General features: G+C 58.7%; 24 protein-coding genes and 1 tRNA gene. 14 read left to right on the top strand and 11 right to left on the bottom strand.

What is annotated here, in order from left to right:
• Positions 1 to 12: 12 nt before the first annotated feature.
• From AC2I9W_RS07390 to AC2I9W_RS07405, 4 genes are all read right to left on the bottom strand, one after another.
• On the bottom strand, positions 13 to 231 hold the full coding sequence (locus tag AC2I9W_RS07390) for a hypothetical protein (protein WP_486409358.1): 219 nt from the start codon (positions 229 to 231) through the stop codon (positions 13 to 15).
• On the bottom strand, positions 209 to 1,840 hold the full coding sequence (locus AC2I9W_RS07395) for an SEL1-like repeat protein (RefSeq protein WP_486409359.1): 1,632 nt from the start codon (positions 1,838 to 1,840) through the stop codon (positions 209 to 211). The genes AC2I9W_RS07390 and AC2I9W_RS07395 overlap by 23 nt, the downstream gene beginning before the upstream one ends.
• A 198-nt stretch (positions 1,841 to 2,038) precedes the next feature.
• Positions 2,039 to 2,932 (bottom strand): N-formylglutamate amidohydrolase, encoded by an 894-nt coding sequence (locus AC2I9W_RS07400; protein ID WP_486409360.1) that lies wholly within the window; start codon positions 2,930 to 2,932, stop codon positions 2,039 to 2,041.
• Between the two features lie 11 nt (positions 2,933 to 2,943).
• Positions 2,944 to 3,933 carry a tripartite tricarboxylate transporter substrate binding protein BugE gene (locus AC2I9W_RS07405; RefSeq protein ID WP_486409361.1) on the bottom strand — a complete coding sequence of 330 codons (990 nt, stop codon included), beginning with the start codon at positions 3,931 to 3,933 and terminating at the stop codon, positions 2,944 to 2,946.
• A gap of 162 nt (positions 3,934 to 4,095) precedes the next feature.
• On the opposite strand from AC2I9W_RS07405, the gene AC2I9W_RS07410 reads away from it, so the two are divergent.
• Positions 4,096 to 5,001: a LysR substrate-binding domain-containing protein gene (locus AC2I9W_RS07410; protein ID WP_486409362.1), complete on the top strand. Its 906-nt coding sequence runs from the start codon at positions 4,096 to 4,098 to the stop codon at positions 4,999 to 5,001.
• Between the two features lie 84 nt (positions 5,002 to 5,085).
• Here AC2I9W_RS07410 and AC2I9W_RS07415 read toward each other — a convergent pair whose 3' ends face one another.
• Complete coding sequence (locus AC2I9W_RS07415) at positions 5,086 to 5,379, bottom strand: hypothetical protein (RefSeq protein ID WP_486409363.1); 294 nt, start codon at positions 5,377 to 5,379, stop codon at positions 5,086 to 5,088.
• Positions 5,380 to 5,433: 54 nt separating this feature from the next.
• Here AC2I9W_RS07415 and hemA point away from each other — a divergent pair, with 54 nt between their 5' ends.
• From hemA to AC2I9W_RS07450, 7 genes are all read left to right on the top strand, one after another.
• Positions 5,434 to 6,738 carry a glutamyl-tRNA reductase gene (gene hemA / locus AC2I9W_RS07420; RefSeq protein ID WP_486409364.1) on the top strand — a complete coding sequence of 435 codons (1,305 nt, stop codon included), beginning with the start codon at positions 5,434 to 5,436 and terminating at the stop codon, positions 6,736 to 6,738.
• A 128-nt stretch (positions 6,739 to 6,866) separates the two neighbouring features.
• Positions 6,867 to 7,946, top strand: a complete 1,080-nt coding sequence (gene prfA / locus AC2I9W_RS07425; RefSeq protein ID WP_486409365.1) for a peptide chain release factor 1 — start codon at positions 6,867 to 6,869, stop codon at positions 7,944 to 7,946.
• A 12-nt stretch (positions 7,947 to 7,958) separates the two neighbouring features.
• Positions 7,959 to 8,813, top strand: coding sequence for a peptide chain release factor N(5)-glutamine methyltransferase (gene prmC / locus AC2I9W_RS07430; RefSeq protein WP_486409366.1), 855 nt, complete (start codon positions 7,959 to 7,961; stop codon positions 8,811 to 8,813).
• 127 nt (positions 8,814 to 8,940) lie between these two features.
• Positions 8,941 to 9,261, top strand: coding sequence for a Grx4 family monothiol glutaredoxin (grxD, locus tag AC2I9W_RS07435; RefSeq protein WP_486409367.1), 321 nt, complete (start codon positions 8,941 to 8,943; stop codon positions 9,259 to 9,261).
• 45 nt (positions 9,262 to 9,306) lie between these two features.
• Positions 9,307 to 9,747 carry a reverse transcriptase-like protein gene (locus AC2I9W_RS07440; protein WP_486409368.1) on the top strand — a complete coding sequence of 147 codons (441 nt, stop codon included), beginning with the start codon at positions 9,307 to 9,309 and terminating at the stop codon, positions 9,745 to 9,747.
• A gap of 151 nt (positions 9,748 to 9,898) precedes the next feature.
• Complete coding sequence (gene paeA / locus AC2I9W_RS07445; RefSeq protein WP_486409369.1) at positions 9,899 to 11,302, top strand: polyamine export protein PaeA; 1,404 nt, start codon at positions 9,899 to 9,901, stop codon at positions 11,300 to 11,302.
• Positions 11,303 to 11,439: 137 nt separating this feature from the next.
• Complete coding sequence (locus tag AC2I9W_RS07450) at positions 11,440 to 13,050, top strand: hypothetical protein (RefSeq protein ID WP_486409370.1); 1,611 nt, start codon at positions 11,440 to 11,442, stop codon at positions 13,048 to 13,050.
• A 35-nt stretch (positions 13,051 to 13,085) separates the two neighbouring features.
• Here the strand turns inward: AC2I9W_RS07450 and AC2I9W_RS07455 are convergent, their stop codons facing one another.
• Together AC2I9W_RS07455 and AC2I9W_RS07460 are read right to left on the bottom strand one after the other, a co-directional pair.
• Positions 13,086 to 13,733 carry a lytic transglycosylase domain-containing protein gene (locus AC2I9W_RS07455; protein ID WP_486409371.1) on the bottom strand — a complete coding sequence of 216 codons (648 nt, stop codon included), beginning with the start codon at positions 13,731 to 13,733 and terminating at the stop codon, positions 13,086 to 13,088.
• 12 nt (positions 13,734 to 13,745) lie between these two features.
• On the bottom strand, positions 13,746 to 15,488 hold the full coding sequence (locus tag AC2I9W_RS07460) for a proline--tRNA ligase (protein WP_486409372.1): 1,743 nt from the start codon (positions 15,486 to 15,488) through the stop codon (positions 13,746 to 13,748).
• A gap of 94 nt (positions 15,489 to 15,582) precedes the next feature.
• On the opposite strand from AC2I9W_RS07460, the gene AC2I9W_RS07465 reads away from it, so the two are divergent.
• Complete coding sequence (locus AC2I9W_RS07465; protein ID WP_486409373.1) at positions 15,583 to 16,287, top strand: RNA pyrophosphohydrolase; 705 nt, start codon at positions 15,583 to 15,585, stop codon at positions 16,285 to 16,287.
• 53 nt (positions 16,288 to 16,340) lie between these two features.
• Here the strand turns inward: AC2I9W_RS07465 and proB are convergent, their stop codons facing one another.
• The 4 genes from proB to rplU all read right to left on the bottom strand — a co-directional run bounded on the left by proB (position 16,341) and on the right by rplU (position 19,451).
• Positions 16,341 to 17,480: a glutamate 5-kinase gene (gene proB / locus AC2I9W_RS07470; RefSeq protein ID WP_486409374.1), complete on the bottom strand. Its 1,140-nt coding sequence runs from the start codon at positions 17,478 to 17,480 to the stop codon at positions 16,341 to 16,343.
• Positions 17,481 to 17,589: 109 nt separating this feature from the next.
• Positions 17,590 to 18,705, bottom strand: coding sequence for an Obg family GTPase CgtA (gene cgtA, locus AC2I9W_RS07475; RefSeq protein WP_486409375.1), 1,116 nt, complete (start codon positions 18,703 to 18,705; stop codon positions 17,590 to 17,592).
• Positions 18,706 to 18,863: 158 nt separating this feature from the next.
• Complete coding sequence (gene rpmA / locus AC2I9W_RS07480; protein WP_486409376.1) at positions 18,864 to 19,121, bottom strand: 50S ribosomal protein L27; 258 nt, start codon at positions 19,119 to 19,121, stop codon at positions 18,864 to 18,866.
• A gap of 18 nt (positions 19,122 to 19,139) precedes the next feature.
• Positions 19,140 to 19,451 (bottom strand): 50S ribosomal protein L21, encoded by a 312-nt coding sequence (gene rplU, locus AC2I9W_RS07485; RefSeq protein WP_158389720.1) that lies wholly within the window; start codon positions 19,449 to 19,451, stop codon positions 19,140 to 19,142.
• A gap of 232 nt (positions 19,452 to 19,683) precedes the next feature.
• On the opposite strand from rplU, the gene AC2I9W_RS07490 reads away from it, so the two are divergent.
• The 5 genes from AC2I9W_RS07490 to AC2I9W_RS07510 all read left to right on the top strand — a co-directional run bounded on the left by AC2I9W_RS07490 (position 19,684) and on the right by AC2I9W_RS07510 (position 24,704).
• Positions 19,684 to 20,613, top strand: a complete 930-nt coding sequence (locus tag AC2I9W_RS07490; protein WP_486409585.1) for a polyprenyl synthetase family protein — start codon at positions 19,684 to 19,686, stop codon at positions 20,611 to 20,613.
• Between the two features lie 36 nt (positions 20,614 to 20,649).
• A tRNA-Pro gene (locus AC2I9W_RS07495) sits at positions 20,650 to 20,726 on the top strand.
• A 126-nt stretch (positions 20,727 to 20,852) separates the two neighbouring features.
• Positions 20,853 to 22,595, top strand: coding sequence for a type IV-A pilus assembly ATPase PilB (pilB, locus tag AC2I9W_RS07500; protein WP_486409377.1), 1,743 nt, complete (start codon positions 20,853 to 20,855; stop codon positions 22,593 to 22,595).
• 22 nt (positions 22,596 to 22,617) lie between these two features.
• Complete coding sequence (locus AC2I9W_RS07505; protein WP_158389633.1) at positions 22,618 to 23,835, top strand: type II secretion system F family protein; 1,218 nt, start codon at positions 22,618 to 22,620, stop codon at positions 23,833 to 23,835.
• On the top strand, positions 23,835 to 24,704 hold the full coding sequence (locus AC2I9W_RS07510; RefSeq protein WP_486409378.1) for a prepilin peptidase: 870 nt from the start codon (positions 23,835 to 23,837) through the stop codon (positions 24,702 to 24,704). Before AC2I9W_RS07505 ends, AC2I9W_RS07510 begins: the two co-directional genes overlap by 1 nt.
• Positions 24,705 to 24,710 lie beyond the last annotated feature (6 nt).

A 24,710-nucleotide genomic window follows, 5' to 3' on the forward strand; every position in this document is an offset into this window, starting at 1 on the left:
AAGTACCTGAAATCATTCAACAATAAGCGGCAGCAGCTTTGTTTTCAATAGCAAAAATGCCAAGGCAACTCCATGCCCGCCGCCATCATGTTTACCGAGTTCAGGCTTGCCTGCCCCAGATAAGACTTGGCAGCTGCCTTGGTCACAGACAAAGAAAAAGCGCTTCACCAGGAAGCGCTTTTTGCGTTGGAAATGCCGCTTGGCGGTATTAACGCTTGGGCTGCCAGGCAAGAGCCTTGTTCTGCTGCTCGGCCACCTGGGCAATGCTCAGCTGGTTCGCCACTTCGTCACGGCGCTTGGCAGCATCGCCACCCAGCTCCATCGCAGCCAGGTTGTACCAGAAGTAGGCCTTGGCGTTGTCACGCGGCACGCCCTGCCCCTGTGCATAGACCATGCCCAGGTTGAACTGGGCGGCGGCATCGCCTTGCTCCGCAGCACGCTGATACCACTGCACGGCCTTGGCATTGTCACGGGCGGTGCCCTGACCTTCGGCATACATCACACCAAGGCGGTTCTGCGCACCGGAGTGGCCTTGCTCAGCTGCTGCCGTGTACCACTTGACGGCCTGCGCCGGGTTGGCGGCACCACCCTGACCGTCGGCATACAGACGCGCCAGATTGAACTGCGCCGATGCATCACCCTTGTCCGCCGCACGGCGGAACCACTGCATGGCACTGGCATAGTTTTGCGGCACACCACGGCCTTCCGCGTACAGCGTGCCTACGTTATTGATAGCAGCAGCGTGGCCTTGCTCGGCTGCTTTCTGATACCAGACCAGTGCTGTGCCGTAGTTCTGGGGCGTACCCAGGCCTTCTGCATACACAGTGCCCAGGTTGTACTGAGCATCAGCATGGTTTTGGTCCGCAGCGCGCTGGAACCACTGCGCCGCATAAGCAGGGCTTTGCTCCACACCCAGGCCATAGAGATACAAGCGCCCCAGGTTATTTTGGCCTTCGGCATTCCACTGTTCGGCACTCTTCTGGAACCAGGAGGCCGCCAGTTTGTAGTCGCGCGGCACACCCACGCCATCCATGTACATGCGGCCCAGACTGTTCTGCGCACGCGCATCGCCCTGCTCGGCTGCGCGCTGCAACCACTGGGCGGCCTGCACGGGATCGAGCTTCACGCCCACGCCGTCGGACAGCATGGAGCCCAGCTGGTTCTGCGCTTCGGCATGGCCTTGATCTGCGGCTTTCTTGAACCAGTCGGCTGCCGTCATGTAATTCACGGCGACGCCATTCCCCTTGAGGTAGCGCTGGCCCAGCTCGAATTGAGCCGTCACATGCCCCTGAACCGCCGCCTTCTCCAGCCACTGCGCAGCAGTGCTGAAGCTCTGAGGCACGCCTAGACCTTGCTGATAGAGATGGGACAGGTTGTATTGTGCCACCGCATTGCCTTGCTGAGCCGAGCGGCCATACCACTGGGCAGCCTCGCGATAGTTCTGCGGCACACCCTGACCGTTGGCATACAGAGCACCCAGGCTGTTTTGCGCACCCGCATGGTTTTGCACGGCGGCCTTGCGGAACCACTGTGCCGCCGTGGCCGCGTTCTGAGGAACGCCCTGACCATGCGCATACATCTCACCCAGCTGGTTTTGCGCCTTGGCATCGCCGCGCTCTGCAGCCTGCAGCGGGCCAGCCGTGGAAGCTACACGCGAACCTGCAATCGGCAGCGGGCCATATTGCAGACGGCTGAATTCAAACTGAGGCCCCGATGCGGTAGTGGCTCGGGAATCGCGCAAAAAATTCATGCGACCTTCCGCACCGGTTTGCGCGGATGCGCTCTGGGCAAAGGCCGCCAGACTCGACATGACCAGCACTGCGATGGGAGTGAACTTCATTCCGGTACGATTCCTAGACGCTATGTTTTCGTGTTGTTACATCAGACATACGATGACACCAGTCAGCGAGCGTAACTGATTCTGATAGCAGCTTCGATAAGGAATCCCTCAATCGCAGCTTCCTTGCCACAGTTTTTTGACATTTGAGCCCGCCACAAAAAAGCCCGGCAATGCCGGGCTTGAAGCAGCAAGCGCGCTTTATTTCCTGGGCATCTGTTGGCGCACATAGTCCGCCAATACCTGCATCAGCTTGGAAAAGTGCCCACGCAGCGGCTCAAAGCCATCATTGGGTTCACGTGTGTCTTCATCCATATAGACCGGACGGCGAATTTCGATCTGCATGGAGTGACGACCCAGTTGCGGCTGACCAATACGGCCAATCAGCTCCACACCTTTGTAAGGCTCGTTATAGGCCACGCTGTAGCCAAAGCTCTTGAGAGTGTCGCCCACCAGGTGAATGAACTCGGGTGAGCAGGTCGTGCCATCGCGGTCACCCAGCACAAAATCCGCCAGCGGAGGCGCATCGTCGCGGCCAAGGCGGCGGTACACATCATTGGGCATAGAGTGCAGATTCAGGTGCCACACAACCCCAAAGCGCTCCACGCTGTCGTCAATGGCCTGCGCCAGTGCTGCGTGATAGGGGCGCCAGTAGTTTGCTATGCGGTGCTGCACCTCGGCCACCGTGCGCTTGCGCTCATACAGCGGCGTTGCCACCCCATCCTTGGTGATGCGCTGCCAGATCAGCCCCAGCCCTTGCTGGGTCTTGATACTGGGCGCCAATGGGACAGGCCATTCTCCCTCCATCTGCGCCGGGTCGAGATCGGACTCGTTGCGATTGGGATCGATATAGGTACGCGGAAAGGTGGCCTCAAGCAAGGTCGCACCAAACTCGGGCCAGCGATCCCAAAGAGCGGCCACATGGGTGTCTTCACCACGACGCAGCAAGCTCATGGGCACGACAGCGCCAAAATCTTCCGGGTAAGCTGTGCCGCTGTGCGGCGAGTCGCAGACGATGGGCAGAGCCTCGCCCTGCGCAGGGTGAACCAAGACCGGCTCAGCCGGTCTGGCCTTCAGAAAATCAGGCAAAGACATTCAGATCTTGATCAGTCCAGCTTGATGTTGGCGCGCTTGGCCACGGCCGTATAGCGCTCGATGGCGGCCTTGATCTGCTTGCCAAACTGCTCGGGCGTATTACCCATGGACTCGCCAGAGATGGACTTTTGCTTTTCCAGGTAGTCAGGCGAAGCCATGACTTTGTGGGCAGCCGCATTGAGCTTGTCGATGATGGGCTTGGGTGTGCCAGCCGGAGCCACCAGTCCAAACCAGCCACCATCGCCCATCTGGGGGAAGCCCAACTCGGTGTAGGTGGGCACATCGGGCAGCACATCGCTGCGCTTCAAAGCCAGAACGGCCAGCGGACGCAGATGACCGTTCTTGATGTGCGGCAGGGTCGAAGGCAGATTGTCCGTCATGGCATTGACCTGACCACCCAGTGCATCGGTAATCGCCTGACCAGCCCCTTTGTAAGGGATGTGCAGCAGATCGATACCAGCCAGACTCATGAAGTTCTCGATATTGGCGTGCCCCAAAGAACCTGTGCCGGGAGAGGCAAAGCTGTATTTGCCAGGATTGGCCTTGGCCAGAGCAATGAATTCCTTCATGTTCTTGGCCGGCACACTGGCGTTCACCACAAACACGCTGGGCACGCTCATCACATTGGTGATGGGAGCAAAATCCTTGATTGCGTCATAAGGCAGCTTGCGGAAGATGGCGGGGTTGGAGCCATGGGTGGACACAGTGGCCATACCGATGGTGTAGCCGTCAGGTGCTGCCTTGGCGATTTCAGAGGCACCGATGGAGCCACCTGCGCCGCCCTTGTTATCCACCACAACGGACTTGCCCAGCACGGTGCTCATCTTTTCAGCCAGCAAACGCGCCACCATATCGGTAGAGCCACCAGCACCAAAAGGCACGACCAGTCGGATGGGGCGGTTGGGGTAGTCCGCAGCAGCATCGGCCGCAAAAGCGGGTGCGAAGGCCGTTGCAGCCACGCAGGCGGCGATGGAAGACAGAACGGTACGACGAATGGCCATGCGGCTTCTCCTTGGGTTTTTGAATTCGAAGATGAGTGACGATTTAGCTGAGGGCACTTGACGTCCTCTTTTTCCCTCTTGGTCATTCTGGGCCTGGGCGCGCACCGCGAAAAGCGACAAGAAGGCAAACAACTATTACCAGCCGTCATAATTCAGACCGTCATGCGCATGCACTCACCATCCCTGTCCGAACTCCATGCTTTCGCAGCGGCCGCCCGCCTGGGCAGTTACTCGCTTGCCGCACAGGAGCTATATGTCACGCAAGGTGGCATCAGCCGTGCCATCGCACGCCTGGAAGAGCACCTGGGGTTTGCGTTGTTCGAGCGACTGGGCCGGCGCAACACACTCACGCCCGCGGGTCAGGACTATCTGCAAGCCATAGAGCCCGCCATCATGACTATCGAAGCGGCATCCGCCACTGCGCGCAGACGCCGCCATGGCCCGCAATTGCGCCTGTCGGTCGTCCCGACGCTGTTCAGTCACTGGCTGATACCGCGCCTGCCGGACTTCAACAGCCGATATCCGCAAACCATGCTGTCCTTCGCCCCCTATCGGCGCGACGACCCTCTCAATGCTCCGGAGATTGATGCCTGGATTCGCGTCGGCAGTCAGCAATGGCCTGCAGGCGTAGAGGCAGAGTACGTGATCGGCCGCGACCTCATCCCCATCTGCCACCCCAGAGAACTGCAAGGATCAGACGCCATACGTAACGAGCAGGATTTGCTCAGTCGGCCATTGCTGTTTCACACCAACTATCCCGGCAACTGGAGCTGCTGGATGCAGGCCCGTGGCCTGATGCAGCCCTGCCCCTCTCCCGCCGCCGACTTCGAGACCGTGGGCTTGCTGGTTCAGGCTGTGGCCGCCGGCATGGGCGTCGCCGTGGTGCAGCGCTGTCTGGTGGAAGAGGACTTGTCAGCAGGTCGTGTAGCCATGGCACTGCCCGCCCCGGTTCACATCGAGCGAGGCTACTTTCTCTGCCAGCCAAGCAACCGGGCTCCCAGCGAAGCGCTGCAGCAATTCAGAGCCTGGATCCTGGAGCAAGCTGCCCCCAAGGCAGTCAGCGACTGAGCCCGGAACACTGGCATAGATGCAACAGCGGGCTTGAGGAAAATCAAGATTTTGCGCAACACTGCTTTGCAATTCACACGCCCTTCAGCGCCAAGCGCGGGAAATCACCCACTGGCAGCAGGCACTTATGACGACCAAGAGGGCATAGCTGATCATTTTTCCATCACGCGAAAAAAGCCACAGTCCGGCCAGCAAAACCGCTGTTCCCAATATGAAATTGATAGCTACTTGGGCAATAAATGATGGAGCTCCAGGCTGATTTTGCTTAAATATTCGCGCATAGATTGCTAGCCCCACAGCCATGAAAAGGGCGGGGGCAAGAAAGCTCAGTAAATGATTGACGCTCGCAACAAAATCCATGACAGCAATCGATTCCAAGGCTTTGACCCCGGGGGGTGCCCGATCCGGTACTAAATTTTATAATCCCCAGTTATGGCAGTCTGGGCTTTAGGAATCAATCACCATACGGCTCCGCTCGATATGCGGGGCCGTTTTGCGTTCGCGCTCGATCAGATCGCGCCGACGCTGCAGGGCCTGCGCGAGTCTCTGACTCACGCAGGCAAAGCCCATAGCGCAGTGGAAACTGCCATTCTCTCCACTTGCAACCGCACCGAGATTTACTGTGCCGCAGATGCACCGGCCATGGAGCATACAGTGCGCTGGTTGGCCAACAGCGGCGGCGTGGCCCCTGAATTGCTGCGCCAGCACTCCTATTTACTGGAAGACGGCTCTGTCGCCCGCCACGCTTTCCGTGTAGCTTCGGGCCTTGACTCCATGGTGCTGGGCGAGGCGCAAATTTTAGGGCAGATGAAAAACGCCGTGCGTGCGGCTGAAACTGCGGGTGCCTTGGGCACCACGCTCAATCAGTTGTTCCAGCGCAGCTTTGCCGTGGCCAAGGAAGTGCGCAGCTCGACCGAAATCGGCGCACACAGCATCTCCATGGCTGCGGCCGCCGTCCGTCTTGCCGGTCAGCTGTTTGAAGATCTGTCCAAAATTCGCGTGCTGTTTGTCGGCGCGGGCGAGATGATCGAGCTGGTCTCCACCCACTTTGCCGCTCGCAATCCCAAGCAGATCACCATTGCCAACCGCACCATGGAGCGCGGCGAAAAGCTGGCAGCCCAGTTCGGCGCCGGCACCATGCGCCTGGCCGATCTGCCAGAGCATCTGCACGAGTACGATGCCATCATCAGTTGCACCGCCTCCAGCCTGCCCATCATCGGCCTGGGTGCTGTGGAGTCCGCTCTAAAAAAGCGCAAGCGCCGGCCCATCTTCATGGTGGACCTGGCCGTACCGCGCGATATTGAATCCGAGGTCAAGAACCTCAACGACGTCTACCTCTACACAGTGGACGATCTGGCCACCGTGGTGCGCACCGGCCAGGCCCAGCGCCAGGCGGCTGTACAGCAAGCCGAAGTCATCATCGACACCGGCGTGCAAAGCTTCATGCAGTGGATGGACCAGCGCAGGCCCGTCGGTGGCTCGGTTTCCCTGATTCAGCAAGTCAATGCCCAGGCTGACGAGTGGCGCGCTCTGGAAATTGCCCGCGCCAAAAAGCTGCTGGCCAAGGGCGAAGACATTGATACGGTGCTGGAAGCGCTCTCGCGCGGCCTTACACAAAAAATGCTGCACGGCACCATGGCCGAGCTGCACAAGGGCGATGCCGAGGCCCGCGCCCAGACGGCAGATACCGTCTCCCGCCTGTTCCTGCGCGCCAGCCGCAACTCCAGCAAGCTGTAGCGACGCTCTTGCGCTCCAGTGCAGCCTCTCGAGCAGCACAAGGCTCATCTGCAGCCTGCTCTCACACTTTCTCTTCCTGACTCACCGAGGGTGCGCCGACCCGCCCCTCCCAAGCCTCGTTACCGACCATGCAAGACTTTTTGCGCAACCAGCTCGAACGCTACGCCCAACGTCTGGAGGAGCTGGACTTTCTGCTTTCGCGCGAAGACATCATGAGCGACATGAAGCAGTACCGCACGATTTCGCGCGAACATGCCGATGTCACCGCCATTGCCAGCCGCTACCGCCGCCACCAGCAAACAGCAGCCGACATCGTGGCCGCACGCGAGATGCTGGACGACCCGGACATGGCCGAGATGGCGCAAGAGGAAATCACCAGCGGCGAAGCCGAGCTCATCAGACTTGAAGACGAGCTGCAGCGCCTGCTGCTGCCCAAAGACCCCGACGATGCACGCCCGGCCTTTGTGGAAATCCGCGCAGGCACGGGCGGGGATGAATCGGCCTTGTTCGCCGGTGATCTGGCCCGCATGTACACCCGCTACGCTGCCAACGTGGGCTGGAAAGTCGAAATCATGAGCGCCAACGAGGCAGAGATTGGCGGCTACAAGGAAGTGGTGCTGCGCATTGATGGCGACAACGTCTATGGCGCGCTGCGCTTTGAGTCCGGCGGCCACCGTGTGCAACGCGTGCCAGCCACTGAAACCCAGGGCCGCATTCACACCAGTGCCTGCACCGTGGCCGTCATGCCCGAGCCCGATGAAGCAGAGGCCATTACCCTGAACCCGGCCGACCTGCGCATCGACACCTTCCGTGCCAGCGGCGCCGGCGGCCAGCACATCAACAAGACCGACTCTGCCGTGCGCGTGGTCCACCTGCCCACCGGCATCGTGGCCGAGTGCCAGGACGGACGCAGCCAGCACAGCAACAAGGCCAAGGCCCTGCAGGTGCTGCAGGCTCGCATTCAGGAAAAAGAGCGCAGCGAACGCGCCGCAAAGGAAGCAGCCATGCGCAAGGGGTTGATTGGCTCTGGCGACCGCAGCGACCGCATCCGCACCTACAACTTTCCACAGGGCCGTCTGTCTGACCATCGCATCAACCTCACGCTCTACAAGCTACTGGCCGTGATGGAAGGTGACTTGGGCGATGTGATCGAAGCTCTGCAACATGCCCGCGAAGCAGAACTGCTGGCAGAGCTGCAGGCAGATTGAGTGCCGCAAGACATGACGAGCTCTGCCTCCTCCCTCAGCGTTGCTCAGGCCCTGGCGCAAGCCTCCCGGCAAGGCCTGGCCCGCGTCGATGCGCAAATGCTGTTGCTACATTTAATGCAGCAGCCTGCGCATGCCCGTGCTTGGCTCATCACACATGACAGCGATATTCTGAGCGCCGAGCAGCAAGAGCAATGGAGTCGGCTCTGCACACAGCGTCTGCAAGGGGCTCCCGTGGCGTATCTGACGGGCCACAAGGAGTTTTACGGCCTGGAGCTGAGTGTGGACGCCCGCGTTCTGGACCCACGCCCCGACACCGAAACGCTGGTGGACTGGGCTCTGGAGCTGATGTCTGCCGAAAGCCGTGGCCGCGCGGTGGATCTGGGCACAGGCAGTGGAGCCATTGCTCTGGCACTGCAAAGCCAGCGCCCCTTGGCGCAGATCACCGCCGTCGATGCCAGTGCCGATGCCTTGGCCGTAGCCAGCAGCAATGCTCAAAAGCTTCAACTGCCCGTGCAGTTTGCTCACGGCAGCTGGCTGCAGCCCCTGGCCGGGCAAGAGCCCTTCGACCTCATCGTCAGCAACCCGCCCTATATTCGCAGCGACGACCCACACTTGGCAGCACTCACACACGAGCCTCTGTCGGCCCTTGCCAGTGGAAATGACGGGTTGGAGGACATACGCAGCATCACGGCGCAAGCGCCTGAATATTTGAAGGCCGGTGGCTGGCTCATCTTCGAGCATGGCTGGGATCAGGCCGAGGATGTCGCCAACCTGCTGCAAACAGCAGGCTTTGTCGACGTTCAGCACCGCCATGATCTGGCGGGCATTGCACGTTGCACCGGCGGGTGCTGGCCGGGTAAGGCTTGATTTTCAGCACCTTGCCCTCAGATAGATACACAACAAGATTTCCTCACTTCACCGCGTTCATTGCGGTCAGTGAAATAATTACAAACATCGCGGCTGTTACCGCCATTTCTAAAATCCGGAGCCCACTATGAGCAACACGCAACAACGCATCGACGACCTGGTCAAGAACAACAACATACTGCTGTTCATGAAAGGCAACGCCAGCTTCCCTCAGTGCGGCTTCTCTGGCCGTGCCATTCAGATCCTCAAGGCCTGCGGTGTGGATGCCAAGTCCATCACCACTGTGAACGTGCTGGAAGACCAGGAAATCCGTCAAGGCATCAAGGACTACAGCCAGTGGCCCACCATTCCTCAGCTCTACATCAAGGGCGAGTTCATCGGTGGCTCTGACATCATGATGGAAATGTACGAATCCGGTGAGCTGCAGCAAGTGCTGGCGGCTCAATAAGCCCATCCACAGAACCAAGCCACCGCAACCACGGTGGCTTTTTTGATGCCAGCACCTCAACCCTGCCCTTCCCACCACTGCTGCATCCACATCGATGGCAGCTCCTTGCCCAACCCCGGCCCCATGAGCCTGGGCGCGGTGCTTCACCTGCCTGATGGCAGGCAGCACACGCTGTCAAAAAACCTGCATCGCAGCGGCTGCAACAACGAGGCCGAGCTGCTGGCCCTTATCGCTGCCTTGCAACTAGCGCAGCAACTCGATGCCCGCTGCCTGACCATACGCACCGACTCGCAAGTACTACTGGAGCAGCTGGGGCCACCGCTGGCCAAGCCTGCACGCCCAATTGCCCGTCTGCAAGCGCTTTTCGATAGCGCACGCCTGCAGATGCAGTCTTTTGACGAGCTGGTACTGCAATGGGTGCCCCGTCACCGTAATACAGAGGCCGACGCTCTGGCGCGTGCTGCACATTCCGACGCCAACGCTTGAGGCTGCGAAGACGACGTGAAAGCAGCCAGCCTATAGCTCCCCGCAGGAGCCTATCAAGCCGTGAAGCTGCCCGCCACGCGCTTTATGTGGTCGAATAGAGCGTCTTTGATAACCGGTTGCAGGCACTTGTCGTGCCGCAGCAGCCTTGCCTATGAGTGTGTCCCAAAGCCTTCTGGTGATAGTCGTGCTGATTTTGCTCAGCGCCTTTTTTTCTGTGGCCGAGATTTCTCTGGCCGCATCGCGCCGCCTTCGCCTGCGACAAATGGCAGACGATGGCGATGTGCGAGCCGAACAGGCTTTGCGCGTACAAGAGCAACCTGGCGAATATTTCACCGTCGTGCAAGTGGGGCAGAACGCAGTCGCCATCCTCGGCGGCATTGTGGGCGAAGGGGCTTTCAGCCCTGCCGTAACCGCATTTTTTTCCAACTGGCTATCGCCAAGCCTCGCCTCCAGCATTGGCTTTCTGATCTCGTTTTTCATCGTCACATCGGCCTTCATCTTGCTGGCCGACCTGCTGCCCAGACGACTGAGCATGAATGAGCCGGAGCGCTATGTCGTTCGTGTGCTCGCCCCCATGCGTTGGTTTGTGGTTGTCTTCAAACCCATCATCTGGTTCTACAACCTGGCGACCGACACCTTGTTCCGCCTGCTGGGCCTGCCAGCCACACGCGATGAGCGCATTACCAGCGACGACATCCTGGCCATGACCGAAGCGGGCACCAAGGCCGGTGTGCTGGCCGCCCGTGAGCAGCAGGTGATTGCCAACGTGTTTGAGCTGGACTCGCGCACCGTGGCCTCGGCCATGACACAGCGCGACAGCATGGCCTTCTTCTTCCGTGATGACAGCGACGCCATCATCCGCGCCCGCATTGCAGAAGAGCCGTTTTCCACCTACCCGGTCTGCGATGGCGACATCGACCATGTGATCGGCTATGTGGACGCCAAGGACCTGTTTCAGCGCGCCCTCAACAACCAACCTTTGTCACTCACCGACGACAGCCTGATCCGCAAAGTGCTGATCGTGCCGGATCGCCTGACACTGGCCGAAGTGCTGGAGCAGTTCCGCATGGTGCACGAGGACTTTGCCGTGATCGTCAACGAATACAGCCTGGTCGTCGGCGTGGTGACGCTCAATGACGTGATGAGCACCGTGATGGGCGATCTGGTCGGCCCGGCCGATGAAGAGCAGATCATCCGCCGTGACGAGCATTCCTGGCTGATTGATGGCATCACTCCGATTGAGGATGTGATGCGCGCCCTGCACCTGGATGACATGCCCAATGATGATGAGTACGAAACGCTGGCTGGCTTCCTCATGGTCATGCTGCGCCGCGTGCCACGCCGCACCGACACCGTGGACTGGGGCGGCTATCGCTTCGAGGTCATGGACGTGGACAGCTACCGCATCGACCAGGTGCTGGTGACCCGCCTGGCCACGGACTCTCCCCACCCTGCTGCCACCTTGTCTGCCGCAGCTGCGGCTATGGCAGTCACAGAGTCAGCACCCCAAGCCAGCACCACTGAGGCCCCAGCTGCACCTTCTGCAGCACCCTGAGCCGCTCAAAATACATAGCTGCTTGCGGTTGCTGTGCATTGATTTCCTATTCATTCCATAGTGAAACCTAGAAAAGAAGAGCGCTATGCGCTTTTCTTTTTAACTCCATATCGACATTTGCCACACAAAGCCTGCCAATGCCTCCCTCCATTTCTGCATCTCGCCGTGTTCGCTGGCTCGCCGCATCTGCCTTTGCTCTCGTCAGCACCGCCGTACTGTTCGACCATTGGCAACGCCGCGCCAGCGGCCCGCAGTTGCAGGCCAGCTCCCAGCATTGGCCGCTCGCCGACGACAATTTCCAGATCCAGCCCGAAAGTCTGCGCCTGCAGTCCTATGCTGGCAGCCCTGTGCTTACGGGCCGCTTCTCGCGCGCCCTCGATGCTGCGCCCAACAGTCTGCCCCCAGGCGCACTTCTGGAGACGCTGTTGCCACAATGGCAGCAGCGCCATGCGGCCACGTCACGCCAACTGCCCTTGCCATCTGCCGGCAACAGCATGCAAGCGCACTTGCTGGAAGAGGCTTTGCGCTCTGCTCTGGAAAACGCTCAGTCCACCGATGCCGCCGAAGATGAAAAAGCCCAGGCCTTGCAGTGGCTCAACTTTCGCGACCGCCAGTTCATCGCCCATTTGCCACCATCCGCCCCACTGCAAATCACAGCCTCCTGGGCTGCTCCAGCTCTGCAGCTGCATGCAGGAAGCGGCGCGGGTCAGCTGCTGTTAGGGGCCAAAACGGAAGGCCAGCACTGGTGGAGTCAATCGGCCTTTAGCAGCTCCGACCAGGGCCAAAGCTGGCAATGGTCAAAACAGCAGCAGTTGCCACAGCCTCTGGATCAATTCGGCTGGGTTCAGCCACAAACAGCCTTTGCCTGGAATTCGCTGGAGCAGGCGCTGCTGATCAGCTATGACGGCGGCAGCACCTGGGGTCAACCGCCCGTGCACACGCCCTTGACCATGGCCGCGCTCCCGGAGAGTACGCCACCTCCAGCCTATTCGGCTGCCGCCTGGCATGCACGCCACGCCCTGAAAGCCTTTACCCCTGCCGTCTGGGGCGATCTGGCAGCAGACCCGTTACTGCAAGTCGAGTATGAAACCCTGCTGACGCCTGGCCCGACCGCTCAGTTACGCGGCTGGTCCATCCGCTGGGCGCGAACTTTAGATGAGCAGGGCAGCCCGCAGGGTGACTGGCGAGCAGCGCAAGCCCGTCGCTTCACACTGCTGATTCCGCCAGCACCCGAACCCATCCAGGTGCAGAACATCGAAACGGCTGACGATATCGCAGTCCTGCCTCGCTACCCCAGCGGCCAGCTGCTGCGCAGCAGCGATGGCAGTCTGACTTGGCTACAGCAAGGAAAGGCGCAGCACCTTGATCCCCAGACCTGGCGCTGGCAAGCGCCTGTCGATCTGCCTCGACCAGCCTGGCATCACACGAGCACCAGCCAACTCTGGACAGGCAATCAGGTCTGGATCAGCCGCAGCACTGGTCATGCCCTGCTGGACATCGCCAGTTGCCTGCTGCCAGCGCGTATGGCGGCGCGGGAGCGCTGCAATCAGCAGCGCTCCCGCGCGTTTCATTTCAGCCGGGATCAAGGGCACAGCTGGCAAGGCTTTGAGCTCCCCCATTCGGTAGATAGCCACATCGTTGGCTGGAATGAAGCGCAGCAGATGCTGCTCGTGGCGGAGCCCTCTTCGGAGGCTGACAAAGACAGCCACAGCCCTGCGCTCAACCTGCGGTATTACGCCCTGCCCTAGCACTGGATGGCCAAAGTGGAGCCAGCAGGTACTGACTAAATCTGCCTCACCGCGGGCTGCAGCTGCCACTGGCGCTGCGCGCCAAATACCAGGTTGGGATATTTATCCTTGCCGCGGCTGCCGTTGTAGCGCCCCAGCGCCATGAACAAGTCACCCTTTTCACGGTCCAGATAGTGGCGCAGGATCACGCAGCCAAAACGCAGATTGGTCTGCATGTGGAACAGCTTGCCGGGGTCGCCATCGCCAATCACGCGCGTCCAGAACGGCATGATCTGCATATAGCCACGCGCCCCCACGCTGGAGATTGCGAACTTGCGAAAGCCACTCTCCACCTGAATCAGGCCCATGACCATGGACACATCCAGTCCCGCTCGCTTGGCTTCATACCAAACCGTCTGCAAAAACTCGCGCCGCGCTTGCAGATCGGTCTTGCGCCGCGCCAGTTTGTCGCTGCAAGCCACCAGCCAGCGCAGATATTCCATGCGGGCATCGGTGGAAGTGAACTCCAGCTCGGGAGGAGCTCCAGAGCCAGCCACGGCGGCGCTGAGCGCAGTGCGCACAGAGTCGGCCAATGGCTCTTCGAGCTGGCCTCCGGCCCAGGCTGCTTGCGGCAGCAGCCAGTTGGCCGAGGGTACGGCCAGTGATGCAGCAGCGCTCAGACAGGTTCGACGATTCAGTGACATGGAAACAGAAGCTTACAAGCCCAGACGACTCTTGAGGTGGTTCAGCACCTCATCGGTCGCCAGCTTTGTCGCTTCTGTGTCACGGCGGGCTTGGTACTCGACCACACCCTCCTTCAAGCCACGGTCACCCAGCACCACGCGGTGGGGCACGCCGATCAGTTCCCAGTCGGCCAGCATCGCACCGGGGCGCTCGTCACGGTCGTCCAGAATCACATCCACGCCCAGTGCCAGCAGCGCGTCGTACAGCTTGAAGGCTTCTTCCTTCACCGCTTCGCTGCGGCCCATGCCGATGGGGCAGATCACCACGGTGAACGGCGCAATCGCGTCGGGCCAGATCATGCCGCGCTCGTCGTGGTTTTGCTCCACGGCGGCGGCTGGCAGACGGGTCACGCCAATGCCGTAGCAGCCCATTTCAAAGTGCTGTGGCTTGCCGTTGTCGCCCAGGAAGGTGGCATTCATGGCTTGCGAATACTTGGTGCCCAGGTAGAACACGTGGCCGATTTCAATGCCGCGCTCAATGGCTAGTTCACCCGCGCCGTCGGGAGATTGGTCACCAGCCACCACATTGCGCAGGTCGGCCACCACGGCGGGCTCAGGCAGGTCACGGCCAAAGTTCACACCGGTGATGTGGAAGTCTTCCTCATTGGCACCGCACACCCAGTCGGCCATCACGGCCACATCGCGGTCCACCACGATGTTCACGGGCTTCTTCAGGCCGATGGGGCCCAGGTAACCGGGCTTGGCACCGAAGTGGTCCTCGATCTCGGGCACGGTGGCAAAGCGGAAGCCCGCCAGGCCTTCGACCTTGCCGACCTTAATCTCATTCATCTCGTGGTCGCCGCGCAGTAGCAGCAGCCAGATTTGCGTCTTGACGATCAAGCCCTTCTCGTCCAGTTCATCGGTGGCTAGCACCAGCGATTTGACGGTTTGCGCCAGCGGCAGGCCCAGTTGCTCGGCCACGGCCTCGCAGGTGGCATTGCCGGGCGTTGCGACCTTCTCCATGGCCTTGCCAGCCGCAGGACGGGTGGCAGTAGGTGCCAGCGCCTCGGCCTTTTCGATATTGGCCGCGTAGTCACTGTTGGGGCAATAGACAATGGCGTCTTCACCCGTAGAGGCGATCACCTGGAATTCTTCGCTCAAGTCACCACCGATAGCGCCTGAGTCAGCGCGCACAGCGCGGTACTGCAGGCCAAAGCGATCAAAGATGCGCTTGTAGGCTTCGCGCATGGTCTGGTAGCTGATCTGGGCGGCGTCGCGGTCTTTGTCAAAGGAGTAAGCGTCCTTCATGATGAACTCGCGGCCACGCATTAGGCCAAAGCGGGGACGGCGCTCGTCACGGAACTTGGTCTGGATCTGGTAGAGGTTCTTGGGCAACTGCTTGTAGCTCTTGAACTCCTGACGCGCGATATCAGTCACCACTTCCTCAGAGGTGGGCTGAATCACGAAATCACGGCCATGGCGATCCTGAATCCGCAGCAACTCGGGGCCCATTTTCTCGAAGCGGCCGGTTTCCTGCCACAGCTCGGCAGGCTGCACCACAGGCATCGTCACCTCGATAGCACCTGCGCGGTTCATTTCTTCGCGCACGATGGCTTCGACCTTGCGGATCACGCGCAGGCCCATGGGCATGTAGTTATAGATGCCTGCACCCAGCTTTTTGATCATGCCAGCCCGTGTCATGAGCTTGTGGCTGACCACTTCGGCGTCGGCCGGAGCTTCTTTGAGGGTGGAGATGAGAAATTGGGAGGCTTTCATGGAACTGGCAATTCAGTGGAAATAGGCATGGCCCGCTTGTCGATCACAAGGGGCCATGCATAATGAACACAATTCAAAAATTTGGGGTTTGATTATGCTTGACCGGGACGGATTTCGCCCGAACGTCGGCATCATCCTGCTCAACCAAAGAAACCAGGTGTTCTGGGGAAAACGCATTCGCACCCACAGCTGGCAGTTTCCGCAAGGTGGCATTGACCGGGGTGAGACACCCGAGCAGGCCATGTTTCGCGAGCTGCACGAAGAAGTGGGGCTTAGGCCCAATCACGTTCGCGTGGTTGCCCGCACCAGGGACTGGTTGCGCTACGAGGTGCCAGACAGGTACATCCGCCGCGATGCGCGCGGGCATTACAAGGGCCAGAAGCAGATATGGTTTCTGCTTCAATTGGTTGGACACGACTGGGACTTGAACCTGCGTGCCACCGATCACCCAGAATTCGACGCTTGGCGCTGGAATGATTACTGGGTTCCACTGGATGTAGTGGTTGAGTTCAAGCGTGGTGTGTACGAGATGGCCTTGACTGAGCTGGCTCGTTTTCTGCCCCGTGGAGAGCAGCAACGCAATCGCTATTTGCGAAGCGGAATGCGGCCTCGGGAGCAAGAAGGCAACCCGATCAGCAATGCGACTGCCCACCCAGTGCTGCACAATCAAGCCGTTTACCCGGCCCGCACCGGTAGCTTTCGCATCAACCCTGGCATAGAGTTGCCTCCTGGTGCCAGCTTTGATCCAGATCCGCAAACCGATATTGACAAGCCCCAGGGCTCTACCTCTGTTCAATGAAAAAACCGTAATGCTTCAGCAGCATTACGGTTTTTTCTACATATGAAGGGCAATCAATGACCTGCAACCACCATATTGTCCCGGTGCATCATTTCCGGGCCTGCTGAGTAGCCAAGCAGCGACTCAATCTCCGACGAGCTCTTGCGACACAGCAGCCGCGCTTCCGCGCTGGCGTAGCTGGCCAGGCCTCGGGCAATCTCGACACCGCTCTCGTCGCGCACGGCAATCACTTCGCCGCGCGAAAAATCTCCCTCCACGGCGATCATGCCGATGGGCAACAAGCTCTTACCTTCATCCTTCAACTTGGACACCGCACCTGCATCCACGGTCACTGAGCCACGCAGTTGCAGATGATCGGCAATCCATTGCTTACGCGCCTGTGTCTTGTGAGTATTAGCTACCAACAAGGTGCCAATGGACTCACCATGCGTCAATCGCAGCAGCACATCTTTCTCACGCCCCCAGGCAATCACGGTAGAAGCGCCCGAGCCCGCAGCACGCTTGGCAGCCAGAATCTTGGTGATCATGCCGCCTGTGCCAATGAACAGACCCGCTCCGCCAGCCATAGCCTCAAGAGTCGGATCACCGGCCTCTGCCACATCGATGAACTTGGCATCAGGATTCTTGCGCGGGTCGGCACTGTAGAGGCCACGCTGATCGGTCAGGATGACCAAAGCATCGGCCTCCACCAAATTCGCTACCAAGGCCCCCAAAGTATCGTTATCGCCAAACCGAATCTCATCCACCACGACGGTGTCGTTTTCGTTGATGACGGGTACTACGCCCAATCGCAGCAAGGTCAGCAGCGTGGTGCGCGCATTCAGATAACGTTCGCGGTCTGCCAAGTCTGCATGGGTCAGTAGAACTTGAGCGCTGGGAACTCCCTCGGCACGCAGCTTGGTCTCATACATCTGGGCCAACCCCATCTGCCCCACAGCAGCTGCGGCCTGCAACTCATGCACCTCGGTCGGGCGCGCGGCCCAGCCCAGACGCTTCATACCTTCGGCGATCGCACCGCTGGAGACCATGATGACTTCACGCTTGATGCCATCGTCACCGTGCACCAGAGCCGCTAGTTGACGGCTCCATTCCTCAATGGCCGCTTCATCCAGACCTCGCCCCTCATTGGTGACCAGGCTAGAGCCGACCTTGACGACGATGCGGCGAGCATCACGCAACACATTGGAGGACATGAGAATTTACAGTTTTTTTGCTTAAAACGCTTATCCATCAAGCGCTATTAGCTATTAAATTAAAAGCAAAACAGCGCACCCTGTGCGCTGCTAGGTTGAAGCCTCAAGCTTATTCCGGATCTTGAGGGGCAAAGCGCGGATCGGTCATATCCAGACCAGAATCCTCGCCTCCTGCAAAACGAGGGTCCACTTCCTTGGGCCCCTGCTCGGCCAATTGCTGGTTGTGTACATGCTCGTAGATCTTGCGAATCAGCGGCTCGCAGCCTTCGCGGGTCAGCGCCGAGATCTCGAAGACTGGGCCTTTCCACTTGAAGCGCTTGACGAAGTCCTTGACCTTGGCTGCACGCTCTTCTGCCGGAACCATGTCTAGCTTATTGAGCACCAGCCAGCGTGGCTTGCTGTAGAGATCTGCATCGTACTTCTTGAGCTCGCCCACAATGGCCTTGGCCTGCTCGACGGGATCCACGCCCTCGTCAAACGGAGCGATGTCGACGATATGCAGCAGCAGACGCGTGCGTTGCAGGTGACGCAGGAACTGGTGACCCAGACCTGCACCTTCGGACGCGCCTTCAATCAGACCAGGAATATCAGCCACCACAAAGCTTTGCTCTGCAGCCACGCGTACCACACCCAAATTGGGGTGCAGCGTCGTGAACGGATAGTCGGCAATCTTGGGACGCGCGTTGGACACGGCAGTGATGAAGGTGGACTTTCCCGCATTAGGCATGCCCAGCAGGCCTACATCGGCCAGCACCTTGAGTTCCAGCTTCAGGCTGCGACGCTCACCAGGAAAGCCCGGCGTCTTCTGACGGGGTGCACGGTTGATAGCACTCTTGAAGCGCAAATTGCCAAAACCACCATCACCGCCCTTGGCAATAGTAATGACCTGACCAGGCTCCAGCAACTCAAACAGCACTTCGCCGGTATCGGCATCGCTGATGATGGTGCCCACTGGCATGTTCAGCGTGATGTCGTCGCCCGCAGCGCCAAACATGTCCGAACCCATGCCGTGCTGACCACGCTTGGCTTCATGGCGACGCGAGTAGCGATAGTCCACCAGCGTATTCAGGTTCACATCGGCCACGGCAAACACGTGACCGCCACGGCCACCGTCACCACCGTCGGGGCCGCCAAATTCCTTGTATTTTTCGTGCCGGAACGACACACAACCATTGCCGCCATCACCGGCCGCGATGTCGATAAAAGCTTCGTCAACAAATTTCATGAGGCATCCAGTCTACAAAATCAGTGTGCACCAGAAGCCTCGGGCCACACTTTTACGTGGTCTATTAACTGCCCCATCTGCCAGAAATCTGCTGCCTGGAGCCTTCTCAAACAACAAAGCCCCGACAAGTCGGGGCTTTGTGAGAGTCACAAAACGACTTAAGCAGCCGTGATGTTAACTGTTTGCTTGGACAGAGCGCCCTTCACTGCAAACGACACGTGGCCGTCAACCAGTGCAAACAGGGTGTGATCCTTGCCCACGCCAACGTTCTCACCGGGGTGAAACTTGGTGCCGCGCTGACGCACGATGATGGAACCAGCTGTCACCAGCTCGCCACCAAAGGCCTTTACGCCCAGCATTTTTGGCTTGGAATCACGTCCGTTGCGCGTAGAGCCGCCGCCTTTTTTCTGTGCCATGACTTAGCTCCTTCGGAATTAAGCGGCAATCGCCACAATTTGCAGTTCTGTGAACTGCTGGCGATGGCCTTGGGATTTAGCGTAGTGCTTACGGCGACGCAGCTTGAAGATGCGTACCTTGTCGTGCTTGCCATGAGCAACCACTGTTGCCTTCACAGATGCGCCGGACACCAGGGGTGCACCAACCTTGATTTCAGCGCCGTTGCCGACGGCCAAAACTTGGTCAATCACGATTTCCTGGCCTACGTCCGCAGCAATCTGTTCTACCTTGATCTTTTCGCCAGCTGCAACGCGATACTGCTTGCCGCCGGTTTTTATGACTGCGTACATTAAAAACCTCTAAAGTTTGAGAGTTCCATGAAATGATTTCCACGGAGCCAGCAATTCTAGCACGCCTGCATTTTTCCTGCCCTCATTCCCCTGCGCACCCGCTTAAGCGGACTCTTTGCCCTCCGATTAAAAGTCGACTGCATCTTTCTATAATCATGAATCCACTTGGCGGTTCATCACCTTGACTACAGAAATTTCCACATCCAATCCGCTCGCCTTGATCGCAGATGACATGCGCGAAGTGGATGTCGTCATTGCACAAAGACTGACGACCAGTGTTCCCCTGATTGCCCAAATTTCCCAGTACATCATTGCAGCTGGTGGAAAGCGCCTGCGCCCCGCACTGCTACTCATGATCTGCGGCTCGCTTGGCTTCCAAGGCAAAAGCAAATACATCTTGGCCAGCGTGGTGGAATTGATCCACACAGCCACTTTGCTTCACGACGATGTGGTGGATGAGTCCACTTTGCGCCGTGGCCGGGCCACTGCCAATGAAACCTTTGGCAATCCTGCCAGCGTCTTAGTCGGCGACTTTTTGCACACCCGCTCTTTCCAAATGATGGTGGAGGTGGGGAGCATGCGCGTATTGCAAATACTGTCTGACGCCACCAATGTGATTGCAGAAGGTGAAGTGCAGCAGCTCATCAACACCCACGATGCCTCCTTGGACGAGGCAGGATATCTGCACGTTATCCGCTCCAAGACAGCCCAGCTGTTCGAAGCCAGCGCACAACTGGCTGCTGTTTTGGCTGATGCCCCCTCAGAGGTTGAACAAGCCTGTGCGACCTACGGCCAAGCACTTGGAACAGCTTTCCAGATCATTGATGATGTTCTGGACTACACCGGCAATGCGCAGGAGATGGGCAAAAATCTGGGGGATGATCTGCGCGAAGGAAAGTGCACACTTCCATTGATTGCCGCCATGCAGCGCGGCACACCAGAGCAGGCAATCATTGTTCGCAATGCCATTGAGCAAGGATCCACAGAGCAGCTGGATGCCGTCGTCGACATCGTTCGAGGCACAGGCGCACTTGATATCGCCAGGGCAGCGGCCCATGCAGAAGCCCTGCGCGCCATCAATGCCTTGACAGCCTTACCAAGTAATGCTTACACCTCAAGTTTGCTACAATTGGCGTCGCAGCTTTTGGAGCGCCGCACCTGAATCTTTAGGAAACATCTGCACTCAGCCACAAGCTTGCGGGGTGTAGCTTAGCCTGGTAGAGCGCTACGTTCGGGACGTAGAGGCCGGAGGTTCGAATCCTCTCACCCCGACCAATTGCAACTTTATTGAGCCATATTCAATAAAGCAGCGAACTATACTCACAAACGCCAACGCATCTGCTTGTGTCACAGCAAGGATGGTAGGATAAGTCTCCTATCATTTTACTCTGACCCGGATACATGGCTGCCGCCGACAATCTGCAAAAGAACCTTCCCTCTCCTGTAGCCATTCCCGGCTTGGGCAGAGCCCTGATCTCGGCAGGCAAGGTTTCTCAGCAAGCAGCCGAAAATGCGGCCCAAAAAGCAGCCTCCAGCAAAAGCCCCTTTATCAGCGAGCTTTGCCAATCGGGCGAAATCAGCGCACTGGAGATTGCAGAAACCATCTCCACCATGTTCAGCACTCCATTGCTGGACCTGGCTGCCATTGACACCAGTCAACTACCGCGCGAGCTGCTAGACCCCAAAATCAGCAACACCTACCGCGTTCTTGCCTTGAGCAAGCGTGGCAATCGGCTCACGATTGCCACAGCGGATCCCACACAACAAGAAGCCGCCGAGCAGATCAAATTTACTACTCAGCTCTTTGTGGACTGGGTGGTTGTCGAAGCCGACAAACTGCAAAAGCTGATCGATGAAGCGGGAAAAAGCGTCAGCGAGTCATTGGACTCCTATTCCAGTTCCGGGGACTTTGACTTTGACGACGTCAAGATTGAAGACGCGCCCGAAGAAAAAGACAATGCCCTAGGGGCCGACGTCGAAGATGCGCCTGTCGTCAAGTTCCTGCACAAGATGCTGCTGGACGCCTTCAACATGCGTGCTTCGGACTTGCACTTTGAGCCCTACGAGCACAACTATCGCGTGCGATTTCGCATTGATGGCGAGTTGAGGGAGATTGCCTCCCCACCCATTGCCATCAAGGACAAGCTGGCCTCACGAATCAAGGTGATTTCGCGCCTGGACATCTCGGAAAAGCGCGTCCCACAAGATGGCCGCATGAAGCTCAAGGTCGGCCCCGATCGCGTCATCGACTTCCGTGTCAGCACCTTGCCCACTCTGTTTGGCGAAAAGATCGTGATCCGTATTCTTGACCCGAGCTCCGCCAAGATGGGCATTGACGCCCTGGGTTACGAGCCAGAGGAAAAAGAACGCCTGCTATCGGCCATCAAGCGTCCCTACGGCATGATTCTGGTCACAGGCCCCACCGGCTCGGGCAAGACCGTTTCGCTCTACACCTGCCTGAACCTGCTCAATCAGCCCGGTGTCAATATCGCGACGGCAGAAGACCCTTCCGAAATCAATATGCCTGGCGTCAACCAGGTCAACGTGAATGAAAAAGCCGGCCTGACCTTTGCCGCAGCGCTGAAGTCATTTCTGCGCCAGGACCCTGACATCATCATGGTGGGTGAAATCCGTGACCTGGAAACGGCCGACATCTCCATCAAGGCCGCGCAAACCGGTCACCTGGTTCTGTCAACGCTGCACACCAACGATGCCCCCACCACGCTGACTCGAATGCGTAATATGGGCATCGCCCCATTCAACATTGCCTCCAGCGTGATCCTGATTACTGCCCAGCGCTTGGCGCGACGCCTTTGCCCACAGTGCAAGGAGCCTGCAGATATTCCGCATGAAGCTCTGCTGGATGCGGGATACGAGGAAGCTGAGCTGGATGGCAGCTGGGTGAGCTACAAGCCCGTAGGCTGCTCGGCCTGCAACAACGGCTACAAGGGCCGTGTAGGCATTTATCAAGTGATGCCCATCAGCGATGAGATTCAACGCATCATCTTGCGTGACGGCAGTGCGATGGAAATCGCAGCACAAGCCAAGGCCGAAGGAGTGCGCTCTCTGCGCGGCTCGGGCCTGCATAAAGTAAAGCTGGGCCTGACCTCACTCGAAGAAGTGCTGGCGGTCACCAACGAGTAAAACCAATACGAGAGGGAACGCCATGGCAACTGCAGCGTCCAAGGGAATCAAGGAATTTCTCTTTGAATGGGAAGGCAAAGACCGCAACGGCAAGATCGTTCGCGGCGAGACTCGAGCTGGAGGAGAAAACCAGATCCAGGCCATGCTTCGCCGCCAGGGCGTGACCCCCTCGAAGATCAAAAAGCGCCGAACCCGCGGCGGCAAAAAGATCAAACCCAAGGACATTGCCCTCTTCACACGCCAACTGGCCACCATGATGAAAGCGGGCGTTCCTCTGCTCCAGTCATTCGATATTGTGGGCCGTGGCAACACCAACCCCAATGTCACCAAGCTTCTGAACGACATTCGCCAGGACGTGGAAACCGGCACGTCGCTGAGCACAGCGTTTCGAAAGTTCCCGCTGTACTTTGACAGCCTCTACTGCAACCTAGTAGAAGCGGGCGAGGCAGCAGGTATCTTGGAAGCACTGCTGGACCGTCTTGCCACTTATATGGAAAAGACGGAAGCGATCAAGTCCAAGATCAAGTCGGCCCTGATGTATCCGACATCGGTCATGATCGTCGCCTTTGTCGTCGTGGCCGTGATCATGATTTTTGTGATTCCCGCCTTCAAGGAAGTATTTACCTCCTTTGGAGCCGACCTGCCTGCTCCCACGCTACTGGTAATGGGCATCAGCGAATACTTCGTCCAGTACTGGTGGCTGATCTTTGGCGGTCTAGGCGGGGGCATCTACTTCTTCATGCAAGCCTGGAAGCGCAATGAAAGAGTGCAGCAGTTCATGGATCGCACGATGCTCAAGCTGCCGATCTTTGGCGTGCTGATTGAGAAATCCTGCGTGGCTCGCTGGACGCGCACACTATCCACCATGTTTGCGGCCGGTGTTCCACTGGTCGAAGCCCTGGACTCCGTGGGTGGCGCCTCTGGCAATTACCTCTATCAGAGCGCAACCGACAAGATTCAGCAGGAAGTCTCCACCGGCACCAGTCTCACGGTTGCCATGGCGAATGCCAACATTTTCCCCTCCATGGTGATCCAGATGTGTGCCATTGGCGAAGAGTCCGGCTCCATCGACCATATGCTGGGCAAAGCAGCCGACTTCTATGAAAGCGAAGTGGATGAAATGGTGGCGGGCCTCTCCAGCCTGATGGAGCCCATCATCATCGTTTTCCTGGGCACCTTGATCGGCGGCATCGTGGTGTCCATGTATCTGCCTATCTTCAAGCTGGGCCAAGTTGTCTGATGATTTCCGAATTCATGATGAATGCCGCTGCAGGCGGCGTGCTGGGCCTTCTGATTGGCAGCTTTCTGAATGTGGTGATCCACCGCCTGCCGCTGATGATGGAGCAGGAGTGGAATGCAGAAGGCGCCCAATGGGCCGAGGATCAGAAAGAAAAAGGCGCCAAGATTGAGCTGCCGCCTGCTCAACCTGCAATAACTCTGAGCAAGCCACGCTCTCGCTGCCCCCATTGCGGCCATCAAGTCGCTTGGTATGAAAACATCCCCGTGCTCAGCTACCTGTTCCTGCGCGGCCGCTGCTCGGAGTGTAAAAAGCCCATCAGCCTGCGCTACCCCGTGGTCGAGCTGGTCTGCGCTGCATTGTTTGCTTTCTGCCTGGGCCGCGACGGTCTGACCCCTACCGGCTTTGCCTGGTGCGGCTTCAGCGCGGCGCTGCTGGCTCTGGCGCTAATCGACTGGGACACCACCTTTTTGCCAGACTCCATTACTTTGCCTCTGATCTGGGCTGGTCTGATCGCCTCCGCCTTGCAATGGACTTCTGTGCCACTGCTCAGCTCCTTCTGGGGCGCCGTGGCCGGCTATATGTCGCTGTGGCTGATCTTCTGGGCCTTCAAGCTGACAACAGGCAAGGAGGGCATGGGCTATGGCGACTTCAAGCTGTTCGCAGCTCTTGGTGCCTGGTTTGGCTGGCAAGCACTGGTGCCCATCATTCTCATGGCCTCGGTCGTCGGCGCCATCATCGGCATTGCACTCAAGATCAACAGCAAGCTGCGTGAAGGCGGTTATGTGCCTTTCGGCCCCTTTCTCGCGGGCGGCGGCTTTGTCAGCCTGATCTGGGGCCCACAGGCCGTGCTCGGCTTCCTGGGCGTTTGACTGGCC

It is taken from the genome of Comamonas sp. FUJ_7, from assembly GCF_057369555.1.